The 18,795-nt window shown below is 45.5% G+C and carries 20 protein-coding genes and 3 pseudogenes; 21 read left to right on the forward strand and 2 right to left on the reverse strand.

Going from position 1 to position 18,795, the window contains the following annotated elements:
- The 6 genes from JCM19037_RS13540 to spoVM all read left to right on the forward strand — a co-directional run bounded on the left by JCM19037_RS13540 (position 1) and on the right by spoVM (position 4,402).
- Positions 1-735: a Stp1/IreP family PP2C-type Ser/Thr phosphatase gene (locus tag JCM19037_RS13540; RefSeq protein ID WP_052363892.1), complete on the forward strand. Its 735-nt coding sequence runs from the start codon at positions 1-3 to the stop codon at positions 733-735.
- Positions 735-2,456 carry a Stk1 family PASTA domain-containing Ser/Thr kinase gene (gene pknB, locus JCM19037_RS13545; protein WP_052363893.1) on the forward strand — a complete coding sequence of 574 codons (1,722 nt, stop codon included), beginning with the start codon at positions 735-737 and terminating at the stop codon, positions 2,454-2,456. The genes JCM19037_RS13540 and pknB overlap by 1 nt, the downstream gene beginning before the upstream one ends.
- 2 nt (positions 2,457-2,458) lie before the next feature.
- On the forward strand, positions 2,459-2,677 hold the full coding sequence (locus JCM19037_RS23035) for a hypothetical protein (protein ID WP_052363894.1): 219 nt from the start codon (positions 2,459-2,461) through the stop codon (positions 2,675-2,677).
- Between the two features lie 15 nt (positions 2,678-2,692).
- Positions 2,693-3,556, forward strand: coding sequence for a ribosome small subunit-dependent GTPase A (rsgA, locus tag JCM19037_RS13550; RefSeq protein ID WP_042402042.1), 864 nt, complete (start codon positions 2,693-2,695; stop codon positions 3,554-3,556).
- Positions 3,557-3,558: 2 nt separating this feature from the next.
- On the forward strand, positions 3,559-4,206 hold the full coding sequence (gene rpe, locus JCM19037_RS13555; RefSeq protein ID WP_042401970.1) for a ribulose-phosphate 3-epimerase: 648 nt from the start codon (positions 3,559-3,561) through the stop codon (positions 4,204-4,206).
- 115 nt (positions 4,207-4,321) lie between these two features.
- A complete protein-coding gene (gene spoVM, locus JCM19037_RS13560; protein WP_042401972.1) occupies positions 4,322-4,402 on the forward strand; it encodes a stage V sporulation protein SpoVM in 81 nt (26 codons plus the stop codon).
- 87 nt (positions 4,403-4,489) lie between these two features.
- Here spoVM and rpmB read toward each other — a convergent pair whose 3' ends face one another.
- Positions 4,490-4,678 (reverse strand): 50S ribosomal protein L28, encoded by a 189-nt coding sequence (gene rpmB / locus JCM19037_RS13565; RefSeq protein WP_042401976.1) that lies wholly within the window; start codon positions 4,676-4,678, stop codon positions 4,490-4,492.
- A 166-nt stretch (positions 4,679-4,844) separates the two neighbouring features.
- Here rpmB and JCM19037_RS13570 point away from each other — a divergent pair, with 166 nt between their 5' ends.
- The 12 genes and pseudogenes from JCM19037_RS13570 (at position 4,845) to rnc (ending at position 15,982) form a co-directional block, all read left to right on the forward strand.
- Positions 4,845-5,207, forward strand: coding sequence for an Asp23/Gls24 family envelope stress response protein (locus tag JCM19037_RS13570; RefSeq protein WP_042401978.1), 363 nt, complete (start codon positions 4,845-4,847; stop codon positions 5,205-5,207).
- Between the two features lie 26 nt (positions 5,208-5,233).
- A complete protein-coding gene (locus tag JCM19037_RS13575; protein WP_307189812.1) occupies positions 5,234-6,889 on the forward strand; it encodes a DAK2 domain-containing protein in 1,656 nt (551 codons plus the stop codon).
- Positions 6,890-6,919: 30 nt separating this feature from the next.
- Positions 6,920-7,792 carry a DegV family protein gene (locus JCM19037_RS13580; RefSeq protein ID WP_042401979.1) on the forward strand — a complete coding sequence of 291 codons (873 nt, stop codon included), beginning with the start codon at positions 6,920-6,922 and terminating at the stop codon, positions 7,790-7,792.
- 24 nt (positions 7,793-7,816) lie between these two features.
- Positions 7,817-8,479, forward strand: coding sequence for an L-serine ammonia-lyase, iron-sulfur-dependent subunit beta (gene sdaAB, locus JCM19037_RS13585; protein ID WP_042401981.1), 663 nt, complete (start codon positions 7,817-7,819; stop codon positions 8,477-8,479).
- A gap of 17 nt (positions 8,480-8,496) precedes the next feature.
- Positions 8,497-9,384, forward strand: a complete 888-nt coding sequence (sdaAA, locus tag JCM19037_RS13590) for an L-serine ammonia-lyase, iron-sulfur-dependent, subunit alpha (protein WP_042401984.1) — start codon at positions 8,497-8,499, stop codon at positions 9,382-9,384.
- 5 nt (positions 9,385-9,389) lie between these two features.
- A pseudogene (gene recG / locus JCM19037_RS13595) lies at positions 9,390-11,423 on the forward strand (ATP-dependent DNA helicase RecG).
- A gap of 83 nt (positions 11,424-11,506) precedes the next feature.
- Positions 11,507-12,112: a transcription factor FapR gene (fapR, locus tag JCM19037_RS13600; protein WP_042401987.1), complete on the forward strand. Its 606-nt coding sequence runs from the start codon at positions 11,507-11,509 to the stop codon at positions 12,110-12,112.
- Positions 12,109-13,098, forward strand: a complete 990-nt coding sequence (gene plsX, locus JCM19037_RS13605; RefSeq protein ID WP_042401990.1) for a phosphate acyltransferase PlsX — start codon at positions 12,109-12,111, stop codon at positions 13,096-13,098. The genes fapR and plsX overlap by 4 nt, the downstream gene beginning before the upstream one ends.
- Before the next feature lie 12 nt (positions 13,099-13,110).
- Positions 13,111-14,054, forward strand: a pseudogene (gene fabD, locus JCM19037_RS13610) (ACP S-malonyltransferase).
- Positions 14,054-14,800 carry a 3-oxoacyl-[acyl-carrier-protein] reductase gene (fabG, locus tag JCM19037_RS13615; protein WP_042401992.1) on the forward strand — a complete coding sequence of 249 codons (747 nt, stop codon included), beginning with the start codon at positions 14,054-14,056 and terminating at the stop codon, positions 14,798-14,800. Before fabD ends, fabG begins: the two are co-directional and overlap by 1 nt.
- Positions 14,801-14,903: 103 nt before the next feature.
- A complete protein-coding gene (gene acpP, locus JCM19037_RS13620; protein ID WP_042401995.1) occupies positions 14,904-15,140 on the forward strand; it encodes an acyl carrier protein in 237 nt (78 codons plus the stop codon).
- A 71-nt stretch (positions 15,141-15,211) separates the two neighbouring features.
- Entirely contained in the window at positions 15,212-15,982 is a 771-nt protein-coding gene (rnc, locus tag JCM19037_RS13625; RefSeq protein ID WP_042401998.1) for a ribonuclease III, read from the forward strand.
- Between the two features lie 32 nt (positions 15,983-16,014).
- Here the strand turns inward: rnc and JCM19037_RS30155 are convergent.
- Positions 16,015-16,283 (reverse strand): annotated as a pseudogene (locus tag JCM19037_RS30155) (DUF1128 family protein).
- A gap of 71 nt (positions 16,284-16,354) precedes the next feature.
- Between JCM19037_RS30155 and JCM19037_RS13630 the strand changes: the two are divergent.
- The 3 genes from JCM19037_RS13630 to JCM19037_RS27420 are packed head-to-tail and all read left to right on the forward strand — an operon-like array spanning position 16,355 to position 18,793.
- Positions 16,355-17,812: a chromosome segregation SMC family protein gene (locus JCM19037_RS13630; RefSeq protein WP_052363895.1), complete on the forward strand. Its 1,458-nt coding sequence runs from the start codon at positions 16,355-16,357 to the stop codon at positions 17,810-17,812.
- On the forward strand, positions 17,809-18,360 hold the full coding sequence (locus JCM19037_RS23040; RefSeq protein ID WP_052363896.1) for a hypothetical protein: 552 nt from the start codon (positions 17,809-17,811) through the stop codon (positions 18,358-18,360). Before JCM19037_RS13630 ends, JCM19037_RS23040 begins: the two co-directional genes overlap by 4 nt.
- Positions 18,335-18,793: a hypothetical protein gene (locus JCM19037_RS27420; protein WP_238544729.1), complete on the forward strand. Its 459-nt coding sequence runs from the start codon at positions 18,335-18,337 to the stop codon at positions 18,791-18,793. Before JCM19037_RS23040 ends, JCM19037_RS27420 begins: the two co-directional genes overlap by 26 nt.
- The last annotated feature ends 2 nt before the right edge of the window (positions 18,794-18,795 follow it).

The following is an 18,795-nucleotide window of genomic DNA, read 5'->3' on the forward strand; positions in this document are numbered from 1 at the left end:
GTGGAGATTGCGTTTCGTACTGATGTAGGGAAACTACGTGAGCATAATGAAGATGCCGGAGATTACTTTCTGACCGACGAGTTATTGTTTGCCGTCGTGGCTGATGGCATGGGCGGGCACAATGCTGGAGATGTGGCGAGTGAAATGGCGGTTCAGTCAGTGCGAGAACGCTGGCAAGAGGCACCACCAGCAGCTGAGGAGGAAGCCATCAAACAATGGCTCCTCCAAACCGTTGAAGCTGCGAATCGCCGGATTTACGAGGCATCTGTCGAACATGAAGAAATGAGTGGGATGGGAACGACACTCATCTGTGCGCTCGTGTTTGGCGATCGTTTTATTACGGCTCATGTTGGAGATAGTCGTTGTTATGAACGAACAGAGGATGGCGTACTGCAAATTACGAATGATCATACCCTCGTTCATGAGCTCGTCAAATCAGGTCAGATTACGGAAGCTGAGGCGATGGTTCACCCTCGTAAAAATGTCGTCACTCGGGCACTTGGAACTGAAGAGCATGTGCAAGTAGATATAGGTACGCACCCGTTAGAAGGGACTCGCGAACTTCTTATTTGCTCGGATGGCCTTAGTGACAAGCTGACGACTGACGACGTAGAGGGTGCGCTTGCTTCACCGCAACTTGAAGAGAGCGCTGATGAGCTTTTGCAACTTGCTCTCACTCGTGGTGGAGAAGATAATATCACCTTCATCTTGCTTCGGCAGGAGGGGAGTGCGTAATGATCGGTTCGAGAATTGATGGTCGTTATGAACTGCTAGACATGATTGGTGGCGGGGGCATGGCCAATGTGTATCGCGCCCAAGATGTCATTTTAGAGCGTGAAGTGGCGGTTAAAGTACTGCAACCGCAATACATTCATGATGAGGAGTTCATTCGCCGTTTCAGAAGAGAAGCGCAAGCAGCGACCAGCTTGATTCATCCGAATGTTGTTGATATTTATGATGTCGGTGAAGAAGACCAGACATTTTATATTGTGATGAACTATATTGGTGGCAGTACGTTAAAAGATAAAATTATCGGAGAAGGATCGTTGCCGTTCACTGAAGTTCTTGAGATCTTCGATCAACTTACAGCAGCGATTAGCTATGCCCACGAACAAGGCATTGTCCATCGAGATTTAAAGCCTCAGAACATTTTGATTGATCATGATGGGACCGTAAAAGTGACGGATTTTGGGATTGCACGTGCAGTTTCCGCGGCGACGATCACTCATACAAATTCTGTGCTCGGCTCCGTTCATTATCTTTCGCCAGAACAAGCACGGGGAGGACATGTCACAGCTCAAGCCGACGTGTATGCGCTTGGCATTATTCTGTATGAAATGATTACAGGTGTATTGCCTTTTGATGCAGACTCTGCTGTTTCGATTGCTCTTAAACATCTACAAGAAACCATTCCAAATGCGAAGGATTTTCGACCAGATGTGCCAGAGAGCATTAACAATATCATTCGTAAAGCGACGGCGAAAGACCCACTCAAGCGCTATGCGAGTGTCCAAGAGATGCGCGCAGATGCTGAGACTGCCTTTTTGCCAGAGCGGTTAAATGAAGAGCCACTAGTCATTGAAGAAGTAGACGATGACCAAACCCGTGTGTTGCCTGCTCTATCAGATTTACAATCGGAAGAAGATACGATTGTTGCTTCTGGAGCAGATGAAGAACAAGCAGAAGCACCTGCACCAAAAAAGAAAAAAAAGAAGAAAAAATGGCTTATCCCACTCATTATCATTTTTATTCTGTTTCCTGCAGCCCTCGTTCTAGCACTTGTCGTCATCCCGTCTTGGTTAGCGGTTGATGAAGTTCAAGTCCCGGATGTGTTAGGAATGGATGTGAGTGAAGCGGAGACGCTGTTAGAAGAAAACAACTTGCTCATTAACATTGAACGAGAATTTCATGATGAATACGAAGAGGATATCGTTTACTATCAGACCCCTTCATCAGGGAGAAATGTGAAAGTTGATAGCTCTGTAATGCTCAGAGTAAGCGACGGGCCTGAGCAAGTGGAAATGGCAGATGTGACGGATATGAGTTTGGAAGAAGCTGAAGATGTGCTAGACGGCTTTGAACTTGATGTCAGTTTTGAACAATCTAGCGATGTTGACCCGAACACGGTCATGAGTCAAACCCCAAATCCCGGAGAAGAGGTCGTTGTCGACGAAACAGTCGTGCAGTTGGTCGTGAGCGAAACGCCAGAGTTCACGATTAGTGACTTAACAGGGTCGAGTGAGCAAGCCGCAAGCAATTATATTGAGTCTCATAATTTAAGCGGGAATTTCACGCGGGAACATTCTGATTCTGTTCCCGCTGGAAACATTATTTCTCATGATCCAGGACCGTTTGTAACGGTCTCAGAAGGCAGTGAAATTACGTTCGTTGTTTCTGAAGGCCCCCTCCAGTCGAAGAAGAGCCAACCGAGACGCGTTATGCAGAAATCCCAGTAAATGTGACGAATCCAGATGCTGGTGATGTGTTCACGATTCGCATAGAGTATGAAGATTTAAGTACAGACGGAGAAACCGATGTATTTGTCGAAGAGGAGATTACTGAATCCGAAGTGTATCTCGTCCCTCTTGAAGTAAGTCCGAGTGTTTCCGGTTCATATACGTTGTATGTAAATGATGAAGAGAGACAGTCAAATACGTTGGAATACGAAGGTGATTAAGTTGAGGTGGAGCATTTGAGGAAAGGTCAAATCGTCAAAGCAGTCGGTGGATTTTATGAAGTAAAGACGAGTACAGAAGTCGTGCGATGCCGAGCTCGTGGATTATTTAGAAAACAAAATATAAAGCCCCTCGTCGGCGACCATGTTGAGTTTCAAGATGACTACGTGCAAAAGGTCTTGCCACGAGACAATGAAATGCATCGACCGCCCATTGCAAACGTTGACCAGGCGCTGCTCGTCGTATCCATTGTCCAACCTGCCTTGTCCTCGTATTTATTGGATCGGCTTCTCGTTCATACCGAGGCGATGGACGTCGAAGCCGTCATTGTACTTACAAAAGCTGACATCGCAAGTGAAGAAGAACTGCAGCAAGCAGCAGCAATTGTGCGTCTTTATGAAGCGCTCGGGTATGAAGTCATTCAGATGTCTGACGACAACACGACAGAGAGAGTGAAAGTAGCGTTGGCAGGAAAAACGACGGTCGTTGCCGGCCAATCAGGTGTCGGCAAGTCAACGCTTTTGAATCGTATTGACGAAAGGCTAGCCCTCACGATTGGAGAAGTGTCAAAACATCTTGCAAGGGGCAAGCATACGACGCGCCATGTGGAATTGTTATCGGTAGAAGGTGGGCAAGTTGCGGATACACCAGGATTTAGCTCGCTTGATTTTACAGGCATAGAACTGGACGTATTGGCCGATTGTTTTATTGAAATTCATGAAACAGGCAAAGCTTGTAAGTATAGAGGTTGTACCCATCGAAAAGAAGACGGCTGTGCTGTGAAAGCAGCTGTGGAAACTGAACAGATTGCCCATTCTCGCTACGAAAACTATATAACATTCTTTACAGAAAAAGAAGAAGAAGAAAAACGGAGGTACTAGACATGACCTATATTGCCCCATCGATTTTATCAGCGGACTTCGCCAAACTAGGCGAAGACATTCGCGCGGTTGACAATGCCGATTTTATTCACGTGGATGTAATGGATGGGAAGTTCGTCCCGAATATCACAATCGGTCCGATGATTTGTGAGGCGGCAAAACGTTCGACAGCGTTGCCACTTGATGTGCACTTGATGATTGAAGATCCAGACAAATATGTAGAGGATTTTGTAAATGCAGGAGCAGACATTATTACGGTTCACGCCGAAGCGACAAAACATTTACACCGCACCATTCATTTGATCAAAAGCTTTGGTGTCCGGGCGGGCGTTGCAATAAACCCACATACACCTGTTGACGTCGTGCGCCATGTGATTCAAGATGTTGATCTCGTTCTACTTATGACGGTAAACCCTGGATTTGGCGGGCAACATTTTATTGACGCTGTTCTCCCGAAAATTCAAGAAGTAAAGCAGATGGCGGATGAAAAAAATGAATCGCTTCTCATAGAAGTTGATGGGGGAGTGAATGAGGAGACGGGGAAAGCTTGTGTACAGTCGGGGGCAAACATGCTCGTTGCCGGTTCCTTTATTTATAAACAACCGAATCGAAACGAAACGATTGAAAAACTTCGTCACGCAGTAAAATAATTTTTTTAAAAACGATGTACTATTTCCTTCTGGGTGAATATACATATAGAAGAATCCGTATGTGCCCGTCAGTAATTATTCTTCGGTAATAGCTGGCCTTCAAGGAGGAATAGTCATGAAATTTTATACGATCAAGCTTCCTAAGTTTCTCGGCGGAGTTGTTCGTGCAATGCTGAACTCATTTAAAAAAGATTGAGCGCCACAACACCCTGGAAAGAAAAAGCCTCGCGTTATGCGAGGCTTTTTCTTTCGTCGGTCGTAAAAAACCGGCTGGCGACGCGGATTATACGCGCTCCACCTTGCCGGCTTTCAAAGCTTTTGCAGATACATAAACTCGTTTTGGTTTACCGTCTACTAGAATACGTACTTTTTGTACGTTTGCGCCCCAACGACGTTTTGATGAGTTGTTCGCATGTGAGCGGTTATTCCCGCTTGATGGTCCACGACCCGTAACGTAACATTTACGTGCCATCATATTCCCTCCTTTACCTTAACACTTCCCTTACTTGCACTGAAACATCTTAGCATAGATTGTGCACAAAAATCAATATGGTTTTCTTAACAGTCGCTTTATAAAAGTCCAGAAATATAGTAAACTGTCGATAGTTCTCATTACAGATTGACGAAAGGAGGATGCTATGGCCTTAGAAATGAATTCACAACTAGGTACCATTGACATCTCTAGGGAAGTTGTTGCTACCGTTGCAGGAGGAGCAGCGACCGATTGCTACGGAATTGTAGGCATGGCCTCTCAAAAGCAGATTAAAGACGGCATTTCCGAACTACTAAAAAGAGATAATTTTTCTCGAGGGGTTGTCATTCGAGAAGAAAATGAAGATCTAATTATTGATATGTACATTATTGTCAGCTACGGAACGAAGATTTCCGAGGTGGCGTATAACGTGCAAACGAAAGTGAAGTATCAACTTGAAAAGCTGCTCGGCTTAAATGTGGAGTCAGTCAATATTTTTGTACAGGGTGTTCGTGTTACAAACCCGTAGCGTATGGATAAATGAGGTGGTATACAGTGTCGAATAAGATAGACGGCCAGATGCTTCTGGCCATGTTTACTGAGGGAGCAGCGTCGCTTGAGAAACATGCGAAGCGCGTCGATGCTCTAAATGTATTTCCTGTGCCAGATGGTGATACAGGAACAAATATGAGCTTGACCATTCGGTCAGGTGTCAAAGAAATGAACCAAGGCAATTCAGCTTCAGCAAGTGAAGTGGCAAAACGATTTTCGAAAGGATTGCTTATGGGAGCAAGAGGCAATTCTGGTGTGATTTTGTCTCAACTGTTTCGCGGATTTGCCAAAGGAATTGAGCAAAAGCAAGAACTAGACGGTACGCATTTGGCCGAAGCATTAGACGCTGGAGTAGAAACGGCGTACAAGGCGGTTATGAAGCCTGTAGAAGGCACGATTCTTACGGTAGCTAAAGATGCAGCAGCAGCTGCAAAGAAAGCTGTGAAGAAGCATCGGGACGCCGAAGAGTTACTCGCCATTGTCATTGAAGAAGCGAAGGCGTCTCTTAAGCGAACACCAGACTTGTTGCCAGTGCTTAAAGAAGTCGGCGTTGTTGACTCTGGTGGCCAAGGGCTCGTTTACATTTACGAAGGAATGATGGCGGCTCTGCGAGGCGAAACGACCGATGATTACGCAACAGAGCAACCAACAATGGAAGAGCTCGTTACGGTCGAACACCATAATATTCAAGGCGATATGGCTGCTGAAGACATCGAGTTTGGCTACTGTACAGAAGTAATGATTCGCTTTGACGATGAGAAAGTGAAGAAGAATCCTTATGTGGAAGATGATTTTCGTAACACGTTGAGTCAATACGGAGATTCACTACTCGTCGTAAGTGATGAGGACCTCATTAAGATTCATATTCATGCTGAGCATCCGGGCTTTGTGATGAACGAAGCGCAAAAGTATGGCGATCTTACTCACGTGAAAGTCGATAATATGAGAGATCAGCATGCGGCTCTTTCTAACGATTATGATGGTCACATACCTGCCGCGGCGCCAGGTGAGCAAAAAGACTTTGCGCTCATTACCGTTGCGATGGGAAGTGGTGTCAGTGAGCTATTTAAGAGCATTGGCGTTGACGAAGTAATCGAAGGTGGACAGACGATGAACCCGAGTACTGAGCAGCTGACTCGGTCCATTGAACGTTTTAATGCGAAGCATATCTTTTTGATTCCAAATAACAGCAACATCATTATGACGGCTGAGCAAGCCGCTGAAGTGAGCGATAAAGATGTTCGAGTCATCCCAACAAAGTCTGTGCCACAAGGGTTAAGCGCTTTATTTGCGTTTAATGGCATGCAAGATGTTGATCAGAACCAAGAGGAGATGACCGATAGTATTCAACATGTCCGTAGTGGACAAGTGACGACGTCAATTCGAGACACGTCCATCGAAGGCATCGACATTAAAAAAGACGACTACATGGGGCTTGTTGAGAATAAAATTGTTAGTGCAGGTGATCCGTTAAACGAGACACTTGTAAAAGTGACCGAGAAGATGATCGATGAAGACACGGAAATGGTCACCATCATTAGCGGGGAAGACGCGGAACAGTCGTGTACAGATGCGCTCATTAAGCATATTGAAAGCCATCACCCAGACGTTGAGACTGAAGTACACGAGGCAAACAGCCACTGTATCATTATATTATAGCTGCTGAATAGCAGGGGGGATGGTTGAACGATGACACGTGTGAAGATCGTCACAGACAGTACGGCGGATATTCCTAAAGATCTTGTTGAAGAACTAGATATTACGGTCATTCCACTAAAGGTGAACTTTTCTGAGCAAGAAACGTACTTGGACGGGGAAGAACTTTCACCGGCGCAGTTTTATGAGAAGTTGGGGAAGACGAGTGTGATGCCGACAACTTCTCAGCCGTCACCTTATGACTTTGAAACGCTCTACTCAAAAATTAGCACAGATGCAGATGAAGAGACGATCGTGTTTTCGATACACCTTTCATCCAAACTTAGCGGTACTTACCAAGCGGCGAGCATTGCAGCAGGAGAAGTTGAAGACAAGATTCGTGTTCATGTGATTGATTCTAAAAAGGCGAGTTATTCCATTGGGATTATCGTAGAGGATGTTGCTAGACTTGCTGCAACTGGGGCGAGTGCGGAACAGGTACAAGCGCGAATTGATGAGTTGCTTGAATCAACATCGGTATACTTTCTTGTCGAGACACTTGAATATCTGCAAAAAAACGGACGTATTGGAAAGGCAGCAGCACTTATCGGTTCGCTATTAAAGATGAAACCGATCTTATCACTTTCGAAAGAAGGGGAAGTGTACCCTTTTGAAAAAGTACGAGGCCGCAAGAAGGCAATTGATAAGATTGTCGAGACACTCGCTGCGGAGTATAACGATCAGCCCGTGAAGATTGGTCTTTCACATGCAGTCGCGAGTGATGTCGGTGATTCTGTTCTTGAAACCGTCTCGTCTAGGCTTAATACGGTGTCAACAGTCAAAACAGAAATTGGGGCTGTCATCGGTACACACGTAGGGCCGGGAACCATCGCAATCATGGTGATCCCTGCAGATGAAAACAAGTAAACCTTCGGTTGAGAGGGGATTAGCATGAAGTATCGGAGTGTAACAGAAATTATAGGGCCGATTATGATCGGTCCATCTAGTTCACATACGGCGGGTGCGGCAAGAATTGGTCGGCTCGCAAGATTATTGTTTCATGAGCAACCTGAGCGCGTGAACATCCACCTATACGGGTCGTTTGCAAAGACGTATAAAGGTCACGGAACCGATGTTGCTCTTATCGGTGGATTGTTGGATTTCGACACGTTTGATGAGCGAATCCCACAAGCGAAAGAGCTTGCAAAAGAAAGAAAAATGCGTGTCAGATTCCATGAAGAAGATGCGATAATGGACCACCCAAACACAGTTAAGCTCCGTCTTGAGGCGAAGGAGAAATCAATGGAACTCGTTGGGATATCCATTGGTGGTGGGAAGATTGAAGTGGTGGAGCTTAATGGCTTTCAACTTAATTTATCAGGACATCATCCTGCCCTTCTCATTGTCCATCAAGATCGTTACGGCGTAATTGCTAACGTCGCCAACCTTTTAGCAGCGCACAAAGTAAACATTGGGCATATGGAAGTTTCACGTAAAGAAAAAGGTCGAGAAGCGTTAATGGTGATTGAAATGGATCAATCCGTCACAGATGACATGATTGAATCGTTAGAACGTCTCGAACACATTACACAAGTAGCGAAGCTGAATGAATGATATTGAGGTGATCACTAATGTTTCGGAATGTAGCTGAATTGATCGAACGCACGGATCGTGACCAGATCTCGATTTCAGAGGCGATGATTCGCCAAGAAGTTGAAGTGACCGGACGAAGTCGAGAAGCGGTCTTAGAAGATATGGATGAGAAATTAAAGATCATGGAAGATGCGGCAAAGCGTGGGGTAGAAGAGGATATTCGTTCTGTGTCTGGACTCACCGGTGGTGATGGTAAGAAGCTCGAACAATACATTGCCGAAGGCAAAGGGCTAAGTGGGGACACGGTGCTCCATGCCGTCAGTCGTGCGATGGCGACCAATGAAGTGAACGCCGCTATGGGCATGATTTGTGCGACGCCAACAGCGGGGTCTGCTGGAGTTGTACCCGGTACGCTTTTTAGTCTTAAGGACAAGCTAAACCCTTCAAGAGAAGCGATGCAAAGGTATTTATTAACGTCAGGTGCTTTCGGACTTGTTGTCGCCAACAATGCATCCATTTCTGGTGCAGCAGGTGGTTGCCAAGCTGAAGTCGGTTCGGCAGCAGGTATGGCTGCTGCGGCAGCGACTGAACTTGCTGGAGGGACACCAAGGCAATCTGCTGAAGCGATGGCGATGGCGTTAAAGAATATGCTCGGCCTCGTTTGTGACCCTGTAGCTGGACTCGTAGAAGTTCCTTGTGTTAAAAGAAATGCAGCTGGAGCGGCCATTGCTATGGTAGCTGCTGACATGGCTCTAGCAGGTATTGAAAGCCGAATTCCATGTGATGAGGTCATTGATGCAATGTACCGGATTGGCGAAAGTATGTCTGAGTCACTCAAAGAAACAGCAATGGGTGGTCTGGCCGCGACACCGACAGGTAGAGAACTTGAGACCAAAATCTTTAATATATCGCTAGAGCGGTCGTGAATGGGATGGATCGCCACTCAGAAGTCCAGCAATTAAAAGGTGTCGGACCAGAAGCAGAAAAAGATTTGGAGCGCTCGGCATATCCACAATCGAAGATTTATGGTTTCACATCCCCTTTCGTTATGAAAATATCGAAATCAGACCGATTGAAGACATTGAACATAATGAACAGGCAACCATCTCCGGTGAGATGATCGGTGAGGCGCGAGTGCGCCGCTACAGTAAAGCAAAAAACATTCTTACCTTTCGATTGGACAGCGGCGGTCACGCAATAGAGGTGACTGCTTTTAATCGTGCATTCCTAAAAGGGAAACTCTCACCAGGGATGACGATCACAGTAACCGGGAAATGGAATCGAAGCCGTGCACAAGTAACAGCCAAACACATTGAAATCGGGGAGCGTCAAGAACGTACTCCGTATGATCCGATCTATCAATTGACAGGCAAACTTACAAATCGACAATTAAAAACATGGATTGCGGATCTTTCCCGTAATAGAGAAGTATTTCCTTTGGAGATGCTTCCTTTCTCTATTCGAGAGAAGTACAAGCTGCCATCAATAGAAGAAACGTTAAGGCAACTGCATCAACCACAAGATGCAGAGCAACTAAAGCATGCAAGGCGCAGGTTTATTTATGAAGAGTTTTTGACGTTTCAGCTACGCATGCACGCCTATAGCATGCGCTAAGAAAAAGTGAATACTTAGAAGGATTACAAGATGACCAAGAGCGAGTGAGCACGTTTATTCAAGGGCTTCCTTTTACACTCACAGGAGCGCAGGAGCGTTCTCTACAAGAAATTCTATTTGATATGCGCAGTGGGCATCGAATGAATCGTCTCTTACAAGGGGATGTAGGATCAGGCAAAACAGCAGTTGCAGCCATCGCAATGTATGCTGCTGTTACTGCTGGGAAGCAAGCCGCATTAATGGTTCCAACAGAAATTCTAGCAGGTCAACATTATGAAGCTTTTAAAGAGATGTTTGCTGACGATCCAGTGAATGTCTCGGTGCTCACAGGGTCAACGAAAGCGGCGGAGCGTCGCGACATCATTGAACAACTGGAAAACAAAGAAGTGGACATGATTATTGGAACGCATGCGCTCATTCAGCCAGATGTTCCAATTCCGAAGTTAGGTCTTGTCGTCACTGATGAGCAACACCGGTTTGGGGTGAAGCAACGTCGCGCCCTAAAAGAAAAAGGCGACCCTGATGTTTTATTCATGACCGCAACACCTATTCCTCGAACTTTGGCGATTACGGCGTATGGTGACATGGACGTATCAAGGATCGATGAGTTACCTACGGGTCGAAAAGCAGTGGAAACGTATTGGGTGAACATGTCTTTGTTTGAGCGGGTTGTTAACTTCATTAAGAGAGAGATTCAGAACAAACGGCAAGTGTATTTCGTTTGCCCGCTCATCGAGGAGTCAGAACAGCTCGATGTCCAAAATGCCATCGATTTGCATTCGCAGTTACAAGCAATTCTTTCGGGGGACCACGTCGGTTTGCTTCATGGACGCCTTCACAATGATGAAAAACGAGAAGTGATGGAACAATTCACATCCCAAAATTTGGATGTTCTCGTTGCGACGACAGTGATTGAAGTCGGTGTGAATGTTCCAAATGCAACATGCATGGTCATCTATGATGCAGATCGATTTGGTCTAGCGCAGTTGCACCAGCTCGTGGTCGCGTCGGTAGAGGTCACAACCAGTCGTATTGCATTTTGCTCGCCAACCCGTCATCAGAGACCGGGAAAGAGCGTATGCGCATTATGACAGAAACGACTGACGGATTTGTACTTGCCGAAGAAGATTTGAAATTACGTGGACCTGGTGAGTTACTCGGGAAAAAGCAAAGTGGCATGCCGAAGTTTAGACTTGCCGATCCGGTGCATGATTACCGGGCGTTAGAAACGGCTAGACAAGATGCAAAATCGCTGTTTGAATCCTCCTCTTTTTGGGAAGACCCTGAGTACGAAGCGTTGCGAACGGACTTGGTCACTTCAGGAGCGTTGTCAGAAGACAAGCTTGATTAACAATGTTCAACGGTTGATTTTATCTTTGGACTGTTGCAAACTACTATTAGGACCTAGTCATAGAAATGCGGTGCTCTTTAAGAATGAAAAAGCCTAAACATATTCGAAAAAGCGAACTGAAAGAAACGATCGAAGCCGATCCATTTATTACAGATGAGGCGTTGGCGGAACGGTTTTCTGTTAGTATTCAAACGATCCGTTTGGACCGTATGGAACTACAAATTCCAGAACTTCGGGAGCGAATAAAGTCTGTAGCTAGAGGTCACCACGATGACGTGAAGGCACTGACAAACGAAGAAGTTATCGGTGAGGTCGTTGATCTAGAATTAGATGAGAAAGCCATTTCAATTATGGAAATTACGAATGAACAAGTATTCTCAAGAAATGGGATTGCTCGGGGGCACCATATGTTCGCCCAAGCGAATTCACTTGCAGTGGCCATTATTAATAATGAGTTTGTCGTTACCGGCAGTGCAAAAGTTCGGTTTTCTCAGCCAGTAAAAGCAGGGGACCGTGTCATCGCTAAAGCAAAGGTAGTCAAGACAGATGACGGCTGGTCGGTCGTCGAAGTGACGAGCACAGTCGACCAATCGGTTGTGTTTTCCGGTGAGTTTATTATGTCACGAGGACAGGCGATTGAAGTGGAAAACTTATCAAACAAGATGCGGAGAAAAGGGGATCGGCAATGAAAATAGCGGTAGACGCCATGGGTGGAGATCACGCTCCTAAAGCACAAGTAGCTGGAGCCCTGGCTGCGGTTAAAGCGTTTGATCATATTACGATCCAACTGATCGGAAACGAAGAATTGATCAAGCCTCACCTAACAGATCACGAAAGAATTGAAGTAAAGCATACGACAGAAGTGATCACTTCTGAAGATTCTCCAACAAAAGCAGTGAGAAGAAAAAAAGAAGCGTCGATGGTGCTCGCAGTTCGAGAAGTACGTGAAGGAAGAGCGAAAGCGTGTATTTCAGCGGGCAATACCGGGGCATTAATGACAGCTGGACTTTTACACGTTGGGCGCATTGAAGGGGTAGAGCGACCAGCACTCGCACCGATGCTTCCGACGCTAGACGGTGAAGGGTTTTTGTTGCTAGACGTCGGGGCGAATGTTGATGCGCGGCCGGAACACCTTTATCAGTATGGGGTGATGGGTGACGTTTACTTGCGACAAGTAAAAAACCGTAAAAACCCACGTGTTGGGCTATTGAATGTTGGAACAGAAGAAGGCAAAGGCAATGAGTTAAGTAAAGCGGCGTTTGCCCGCTTGCAAGAAGCCGATTTTAATTTCATTGGCAATGTAGAAGCACGGGACGTGTTAAACGGCGTTTGTGACGTCGTCGTCACGGACGGTTTCTCAGGTAACATTCTCCTAAAAACGATCGAAGGAACCGCGGAGTCATTGTTTTCTATACTAAAAACCGAGCTCACTTCTTCAACGATGAACAAGCTCGCCGCCGGAGTATTGAAACCTTCCTTCAAAAATATTAAAGAAAAAATGAGTTATTCCCACTATGGTGGAGCTGGGCTTTTCGGACTGCGTGCCCCCGTTATTAAAGCGCACGGTTCATCGGATCATACTGCGGTATTTCATGCAATCAGACAGGCGATGCAAATGGTTGAAGAACAAGTACCCGGAGTGATTGAACGTGAACTAACTTCTTCAGAGGAATAGGGAGTGGAAACGATGAAAAACATTGCATATTTATTTCCTGGTCAAGGTTCTCAAGCGCTCGGAATGGGACATGCTGCAGCGAGTGACAGTGACAGTGCAAAAGCAATTCTCGACCGTGCGGATGACAGGCTGCCATTTTCTTTAAGCGAGTTAATGAAAGATGGACCTGAAGAACAATTGAAAGAAACGGCAAACGCGCAACCAGCGCTTCTAACAGCGAGTATTGCAAGTCTTTCCCTTTTAGAAGATGCCGAGATTGAGCCTAGTTACATGGCTGGGCATAGTCTTGGGGAGTATAGCGCGCTTGTTGCAGCGGGTGCCTTCGTTTTGATGACGCAGTTTATGCGGTTCATGAGCGAGGCAAGCTTATGCAAGCAGCTGTTCCTACGGGTGAGGGGACGATGGCGGCCGTCATCGGGATGGAGCGTGAGCCGCTCATGCAGATCACAAAGCGAGTAAGTGAGTCAGGCCACGCTGTTCAATTGGCAAATCTGAATGCTCCTGGTCAAATCGTCATTTCTGGGACGGTTAAAGGGGTACAAGTTGCATCTGCGGCTGCTAAAGAAGAAGGGGCAAGACGAGTGATGCCATTAAACGTGAGCGGTCCATTCCATTCAGCGTTAATGGAACCGGCAAAAGGGCAGTTGCGAGACGTACTCACAGCGATTGAATTCCAAGATGCACGTGTCCCCGTTGTAACGAACATTCATGCTGCACCAGTTTCAAACGGAGAAGAGTTGCGGCAAGGTCTAGTAGAGCAGCTCACCTCACCGGTGTATTGGGAGGACACGATCCGCTTTATGATTCGTGAAGGTAGATACGTTCGTTGAATTTGGGAGCGGTCAAGTTTTGTCTGGCTCGTAAAAAAGATTCAACGCCGAGATGTGAATGTTTTCTCCATCAGCAACCTCGAAGAAGCTGAACAATTTAAACAAGCAGTAAAGGCGGTGAGATAATGACGTTAAATGGCAAAAAAGCACTTGTTACTGGTGGTTCACGAGGAATTGGTCGCGCCATTGCAGTCGCTCTTGCAAAACAAGGGGCAGATGTTGCGATTAACTATGCTGGAAATGCTGCCAAAGCAGACGAAGTAAAAAATGAATGTATAGCTGAAGGTGTTGAGGCTTTCACCATTCAAGCAGATGTTGCGAGTGAAGATGACGTCAAGAACATGTTTCAAGAAGTGCAATCTCAATTCGGGGGCATTGACCTGCTCATTAATAACGCCGGGATTACACGAGACAACCTCATTATGCGCATGAAAAGTGACGATTGGGACGCAGTCATCGATACAAATTTAAAGGGGGTGTTTCTATGCTCCAAAGCGGCATCCCGACCAATGATGAAGCAGCGGAGCGGAGCGATCATTAACATTGCATCGGTTGTTGGTTCCATTGGGAACGCGGGCCAAGCGAATTACACAGCGGCAAAAGCAGGTGTTCTCGGTCTAACAAAGACGCTAGCTCGAGAATTTGCGGCACGGAACATCCGTGTCAATGCGGTTGCTCCTGGGTTCATCGCAACGGAAATGACCGACCAACTTGATGAACAAACGCGAGTTAGTTTGTTGGCAAACATTCCGCTAAATGAACTCGGAAAGCCAGAGGACATTGCAGAAGCCGTCGTTTTTCTTGCCAGTGATGCAAGTCGTTATATGACAGGGCAAACCCTGCATGTAGACGGCGGTATGTACATGGGATAAAGGACGATATTCACTAGTTTTTTTTCGAAGTTTCATCTATAATAACAAAAGGATTGCCATCTTTTTCTTAAAAGAGAAAGATGATTAATGGAGGCGAATAAATATGGCAGAGAATAACACACTTGAACGTGTAACGAAGATTATCGTAGATCGACTAAGCGTAGAAGCAGCAGACGTAAAAATGGAAGCAACATTCAAAGACGATCTCGGAGCAGATTCCCTTGATGTTGTTGAACTCGTTATGGAACTTGAAGATGAGTTTGAACTTGAAATTTCTGATGAAGAAGCTGAAAAAATTTCAACGGTTGCTGATGTCGTCAATTACATAGATGCACAGTAACTGAACGAACAAGTTCTGCACAAAGGTGCAGAACTTGTTTTCCGGTTAGGATCTTTGAAAGGAGTGTGCTTATGCGGCGGCAAACGGAGCGAAAGCCAAAACGTAAAGCTCAGACGAATGTTCACCCGCAATTGGCAAGGCGGTTTGATGATTTAATTGAAAGTTTATCGATTACGTTTACGAATAAACAAATTCTCTATCAAGCATTTACTCATTCATCCTATGTGAATGAACAGAGGTTTCGTTCGGACCAAGATAATGAACGATTGGAGTTTCTTGGAGATGCTGTACTTGAGCTTGCCGTATCCCAGCATATATTTAAACGGTTCCCGACGATGCAAGAAGGGGAGATGACGAAACTCCGAGCAGCAGTTGTATGTGAGCCATCCCTTGCAGACTTAGCTGAGCGTTTGAACTTCGGAACGCTTATCTTTTTAGGTAAAGGGGAAGAAATGAGTGGAGGCCGCGAACGCCCAGCCATGCTCGCTGATGTGTTTGAAGCGTTTGTCGGTGCACTTTATCTTGACCAAGGCATGGATTCGGTGTACGTATTCCTTGAAGAGACGGTCTATCAGAAGATTAAAAGTGGCAGTTATACACATGTGATGGATTTTAAAAGTCAATTGCAAGAGTTCGTTCAGCAAGAAAGTGGCGCTAGAATTCAATATGAGATTGTCGCTGAGGAAGGACCTGCACATAGTCGAGAGTTCGTTTCACAAGTGTATGTAAATAAAGCATTGCACGGTGAAGGAAGAGGAAAGACGAAGAAAGCTGCAGAACAGCATGCTGCGCAACTTGCACTTGCAGAATTAAGCAAAGATGTGGTAGAAAAACAGCACTAACCAATTTCTAAGAAAATGGTTAGTGCTGAGAATTATTTCTTAACCTTAATGGACCCAAGCTCAGAAACGAGCGCATCGATCTCTTTTACGCTTAGATTAGGATGATGAATGACGTAATCGTACACATCACGAATATCATCATATCGTGATAACGAATAGCCATCTGGTCTAGAATCGCCCGATTGACGACGTTTAATCGTTCCTGCAGCTTTTCAAACATGTAAGTCATATTCTCTTTTGTTGCTTCTTGAAGTTCCATGAATAGCCTCCTTTTCTCTTTTATTTTAGAGGCGATTTTCATGTTTGAAAAGGTGAGACGTAAAAAAAGTCAGATCAGGAAATAAGGGGTAAGGTTGAATTGAGGGTACATGTATGCATTTAAAACGACTGGAAATTTCAGGATTCAAGTCTTTTGCGTCACCGCTGACCGTAGACTTTGACCGAGGAATTACCGCCGTTGTCGGCCCAAACGGTAGCGGCAAAAGCAATGTTGCGGATGCCGTGAGATGGGTGCTAGGAGAACAGTCCGCCAAACAGCTTCGTGGATCAAAAATGGAAGATGTCATTTTTGCTGGCAGTGAATCGCGAAAACGAGTGAACCTCGCTCAAGTTACACTCGTGTTAGACAATGAAGACGGTCATTTACAATCGGACTATACGGAGATTAGTATGACGCGTAAATTGTTTCGGAGTGGGGAGAGCGAATATAAGTTAAACGGGACGAGTTGTCGCAGAAAAGATCTCGTAGATTTACTCGTTGACTCTGGGCTCGGCAAAGAAGCGTATTCCATGATCGGGCAAGGAGAAGTAGAAAAGATTCTCTCTTCTAAACCTGAAGAGCGTAGAGCGATGTTTGAAGATGCGGCAGGCGTATTGAAGTATAAATCTCGTAAACAGCAATCAGAAAAGAAACTTCAAGAAACGATGGAGAATTTGGATCGGGTAGAAGACATTTTGCATGAGCTCGAGCAGCAAATTGAGCCTTTAGAAATCCAAGCGTCAACGGCAAAAGAATACATTGAGAAAAAAGAAGAATTAACTGCGCTAGATGTCGCACTTCTTGCGATTGACATTGAAGACAAACATAAAAAATGGTCTGTTTCCAAACAAGATGTCGAAACCTTACAGGAACGTCTGAAAACAGAAGAGAAACAGTTGGCTTCGTATACGGATGCGAGAAAAGAAGAAACAAATAAACTTCAAAACATTGAACAAAACTTAGAATCTGCTCAGACGAAATTGTTAGAAGCTAGTGAACGTCTTCAGCAACAAGAAGGCCACAAGAAGCTCATGGACGAACGAGGGACGAATGCCTATACCCGTTTGGATGAGTTGGACAAACGGATTACGGCGATTGAAAGTGAATGGAAAAGAAAGAAAACAGAGTTGGATGATGAAGATCAGGATCTTCGAGAAAAGACGAATCAATTAACGGCGTTAGACGAACAGTGGAAAGAGTTAACGAACCGTGCAAGCCGTTCGAAAGAGGATCTTGAAGAAGAGATTGAAACATTAAAAACGACGTATATCGATGTTTTGAATGAACAAGCTGCCACAAAGAATGAGTTGCGTTATCACGATGAACAACGAAAAAAGCTACGCCATCGCTTGCGCATCTTGGATGAAGAGAATAAAGGGACAGATGAGGAGTTAAAAGCTCAGGATAAGCAGCATCAAGAGGCGATTCAACGTGTGAAAGCACTTCAAGCCAAGCGCGAAGCAGCCAATGATGATGAGCAATCGTTGGATGGAGAGATTGAGCAGGCGACCCAAAAGAAGGTAGACACAGAAGATCATCTCTATCGTGGGTATCGATCGAGGAAGATGTGACGTCACGACTCGCTTTGCTAGACCAAATGGAGCAAGAACACGCTGGCTTCTTTCAAGGAGTTAAAGCTGTTCTTCAAGCAAAGGACCGTGAGAACCTGACAGGGATTGTCGGTCCGATCGCATCCCTCGTCTCTTCTGATAAGAAGTTTGAGACGGCGATTGAGACGGCACTTGCCGGTGCGCTCCAACACGTCGTCGTTGATACCGAACGTTCAGGTCGTCAAGCCATTCAGTATTTGAAAAACCACCGAGAAGGTCGGGCAACATTTTTACCGTTAGACGTCATGCGAGCGCGTACAATTCCTGAAGCTCTCGTACAAAAGCTGCAAACCCATGATGGCTATTTAGGGACGGCTAAAGAAAACGTTCAGTATGAACAACAGCTCGAACCGGTCATTGGCAACTTGCTCGGAGCCGTCATTATTGCGACAGATTTAAAAGCAGGAAATCAATTAGCGCAAATGGTCAACTATAAAAACCGAATTGTTACGATGGACGGTGACGTGATCAACCCTGGAGTCGATGACTGGCGGGGGCGAGAAGCGTAAAGGAATGGAGCTGCTCGGTAGGAAGCGTGAACGAGAAGAGCTACGAGAAAAGCAAACGTCTATTGAGGAAGCGATTCAATCTCTTGAAAAACGAGTTGCGACTGAAAAAGAGACACTCGCTCAACTTGAAGAAAAGAAACAGGAACAACTCCTTCAAAGTGAAACCATTCGTTTAGAGTTGGAAACAGCAAAAGAACAAGCCCAAAAACTTGCCCAGCAAAAGGAGCGGGACGGGGCGCATCATTCCTTGTATATTAAAGAGCGAGAAGCTATTTACAAGAGCTTACCGATACCGAAGAGCATGTGGAACGAACCGAAGAAAAAGAGCAGTCACTCGTCACACGTGTACAACAACTCCAGCAGTCGATCGAACAAAAAGAAGCGCTCAAAAAAGAAGAAGAGTCCTCGGAGAAAGATCTCCAAGAGCGTGTGACG

Origin of the sequence: Geomicrobium sp. JCM 19037 (genome assembly GCF_000698105.1) — a bacterium.
Classification (GTDB): Bacteria; Bacillota; Bacilli; order Bacillales; family Marinococcaceae; genus Geomicrobium_A.

Bases quoted from the DNA above. Each gene is read 5' to 3' on its own strand.
- sdaAB (WP_042401981.1), top strand. From the start codon at position 7,817: ATGAAGTATCGGAGTGTAACAGAAATTATAGGGCCGATTATGATCGGT.
- pknB (WP_052363893.1), top strand. From the start codon at position 735: ATGATCGGTTCGAGAATTGATGGTCGTTATGAACTGCTAGACATGATT.
- JCM19037_RS13630 (WP_052363895.1), top strand. From the start codon at position 16,355: ATGCATTTAAAACGACTGGAAATTTCAGGATTCAAGTCTTTTGCGTCA.
- rpe (WP_042401970.1), top strand. From the start codon at position 3,559: ATGACCTATATTGCCCCATCGATTTTATCAGCGGACTTCGCCAAACTA.
- JCM19037_RS13570 (WP_042401978.1), top strand. From the start codon at position 4,845: ATGGCCTTAGAAATGAATTCACAACTAGGTACCATTGACATCTCTAGG.
- rnc (WP_042401998.1), top strand. From the start codon at position 15,212: ATGCGGCGGCAAACGGAGCGAAAGCCAAAACGTAAAGCTCAGACGAAT.
- JCM19037_RS27420 (WP_238544729.1), top strand. From the start codon at position 18,335: ATGACTGGCGGGGGCGAGAAGCGTAAAGGAATGGAGCTGCTCGGTAGG.
- spoVM (WP_042401972.1), top strand. From the start codon at position 4,322: ATGAAATTTTATACGATCAAGCTTCCTAAGTTTCTCGGCGGAGTTGTT.
- rpmB (WP_042401976.1), bottom strand. From the start codon at position 4,678: ATGGCACGTAAATGTTACGTTACGGGTCGTGGACCATCAAGCGGGAAT.
- acpP (WP_042401995.1), top strand. From the start codon at position 14,904: ATGGCAGAGAATAACACACTTGAACGTGTAACGAAGATTATCGTAGAT.
- fapR (WP_042401987.1), top strand. From the start codon at position 11,507: ATGAAAAAGCCTAAACATATTCGAAAAAGCGAACTGAAAGAAACGATC.
- fabG (WP_042401992.1), top strand. From the start codon at position 14,054: ATGACGTTAAATGGCAAAAAAGCACTTGTTACTGGTGGTTCACGAGGA.
- sdaAA (WP_042401984.1), top strand. From the start codon at position 8,497: ATGTTTCGGAATGTAGCTGAATTGATCGAACGCACGGATCGTGACCAG.
- JCM19037_RS13580 (WP_042401979.1), top strand. From the start codon at position 6,920: ATGACACGTGTGAAGATCGTCACAGACAGTACGGCGGATATTCCTAAA.
- plsX (WP_042401990.1), top strand. From the start codon at position 12,109: ATGAAAATAGCGGTAGACGCCATGGGTGGAGATCACGCTCCTAAAGCA.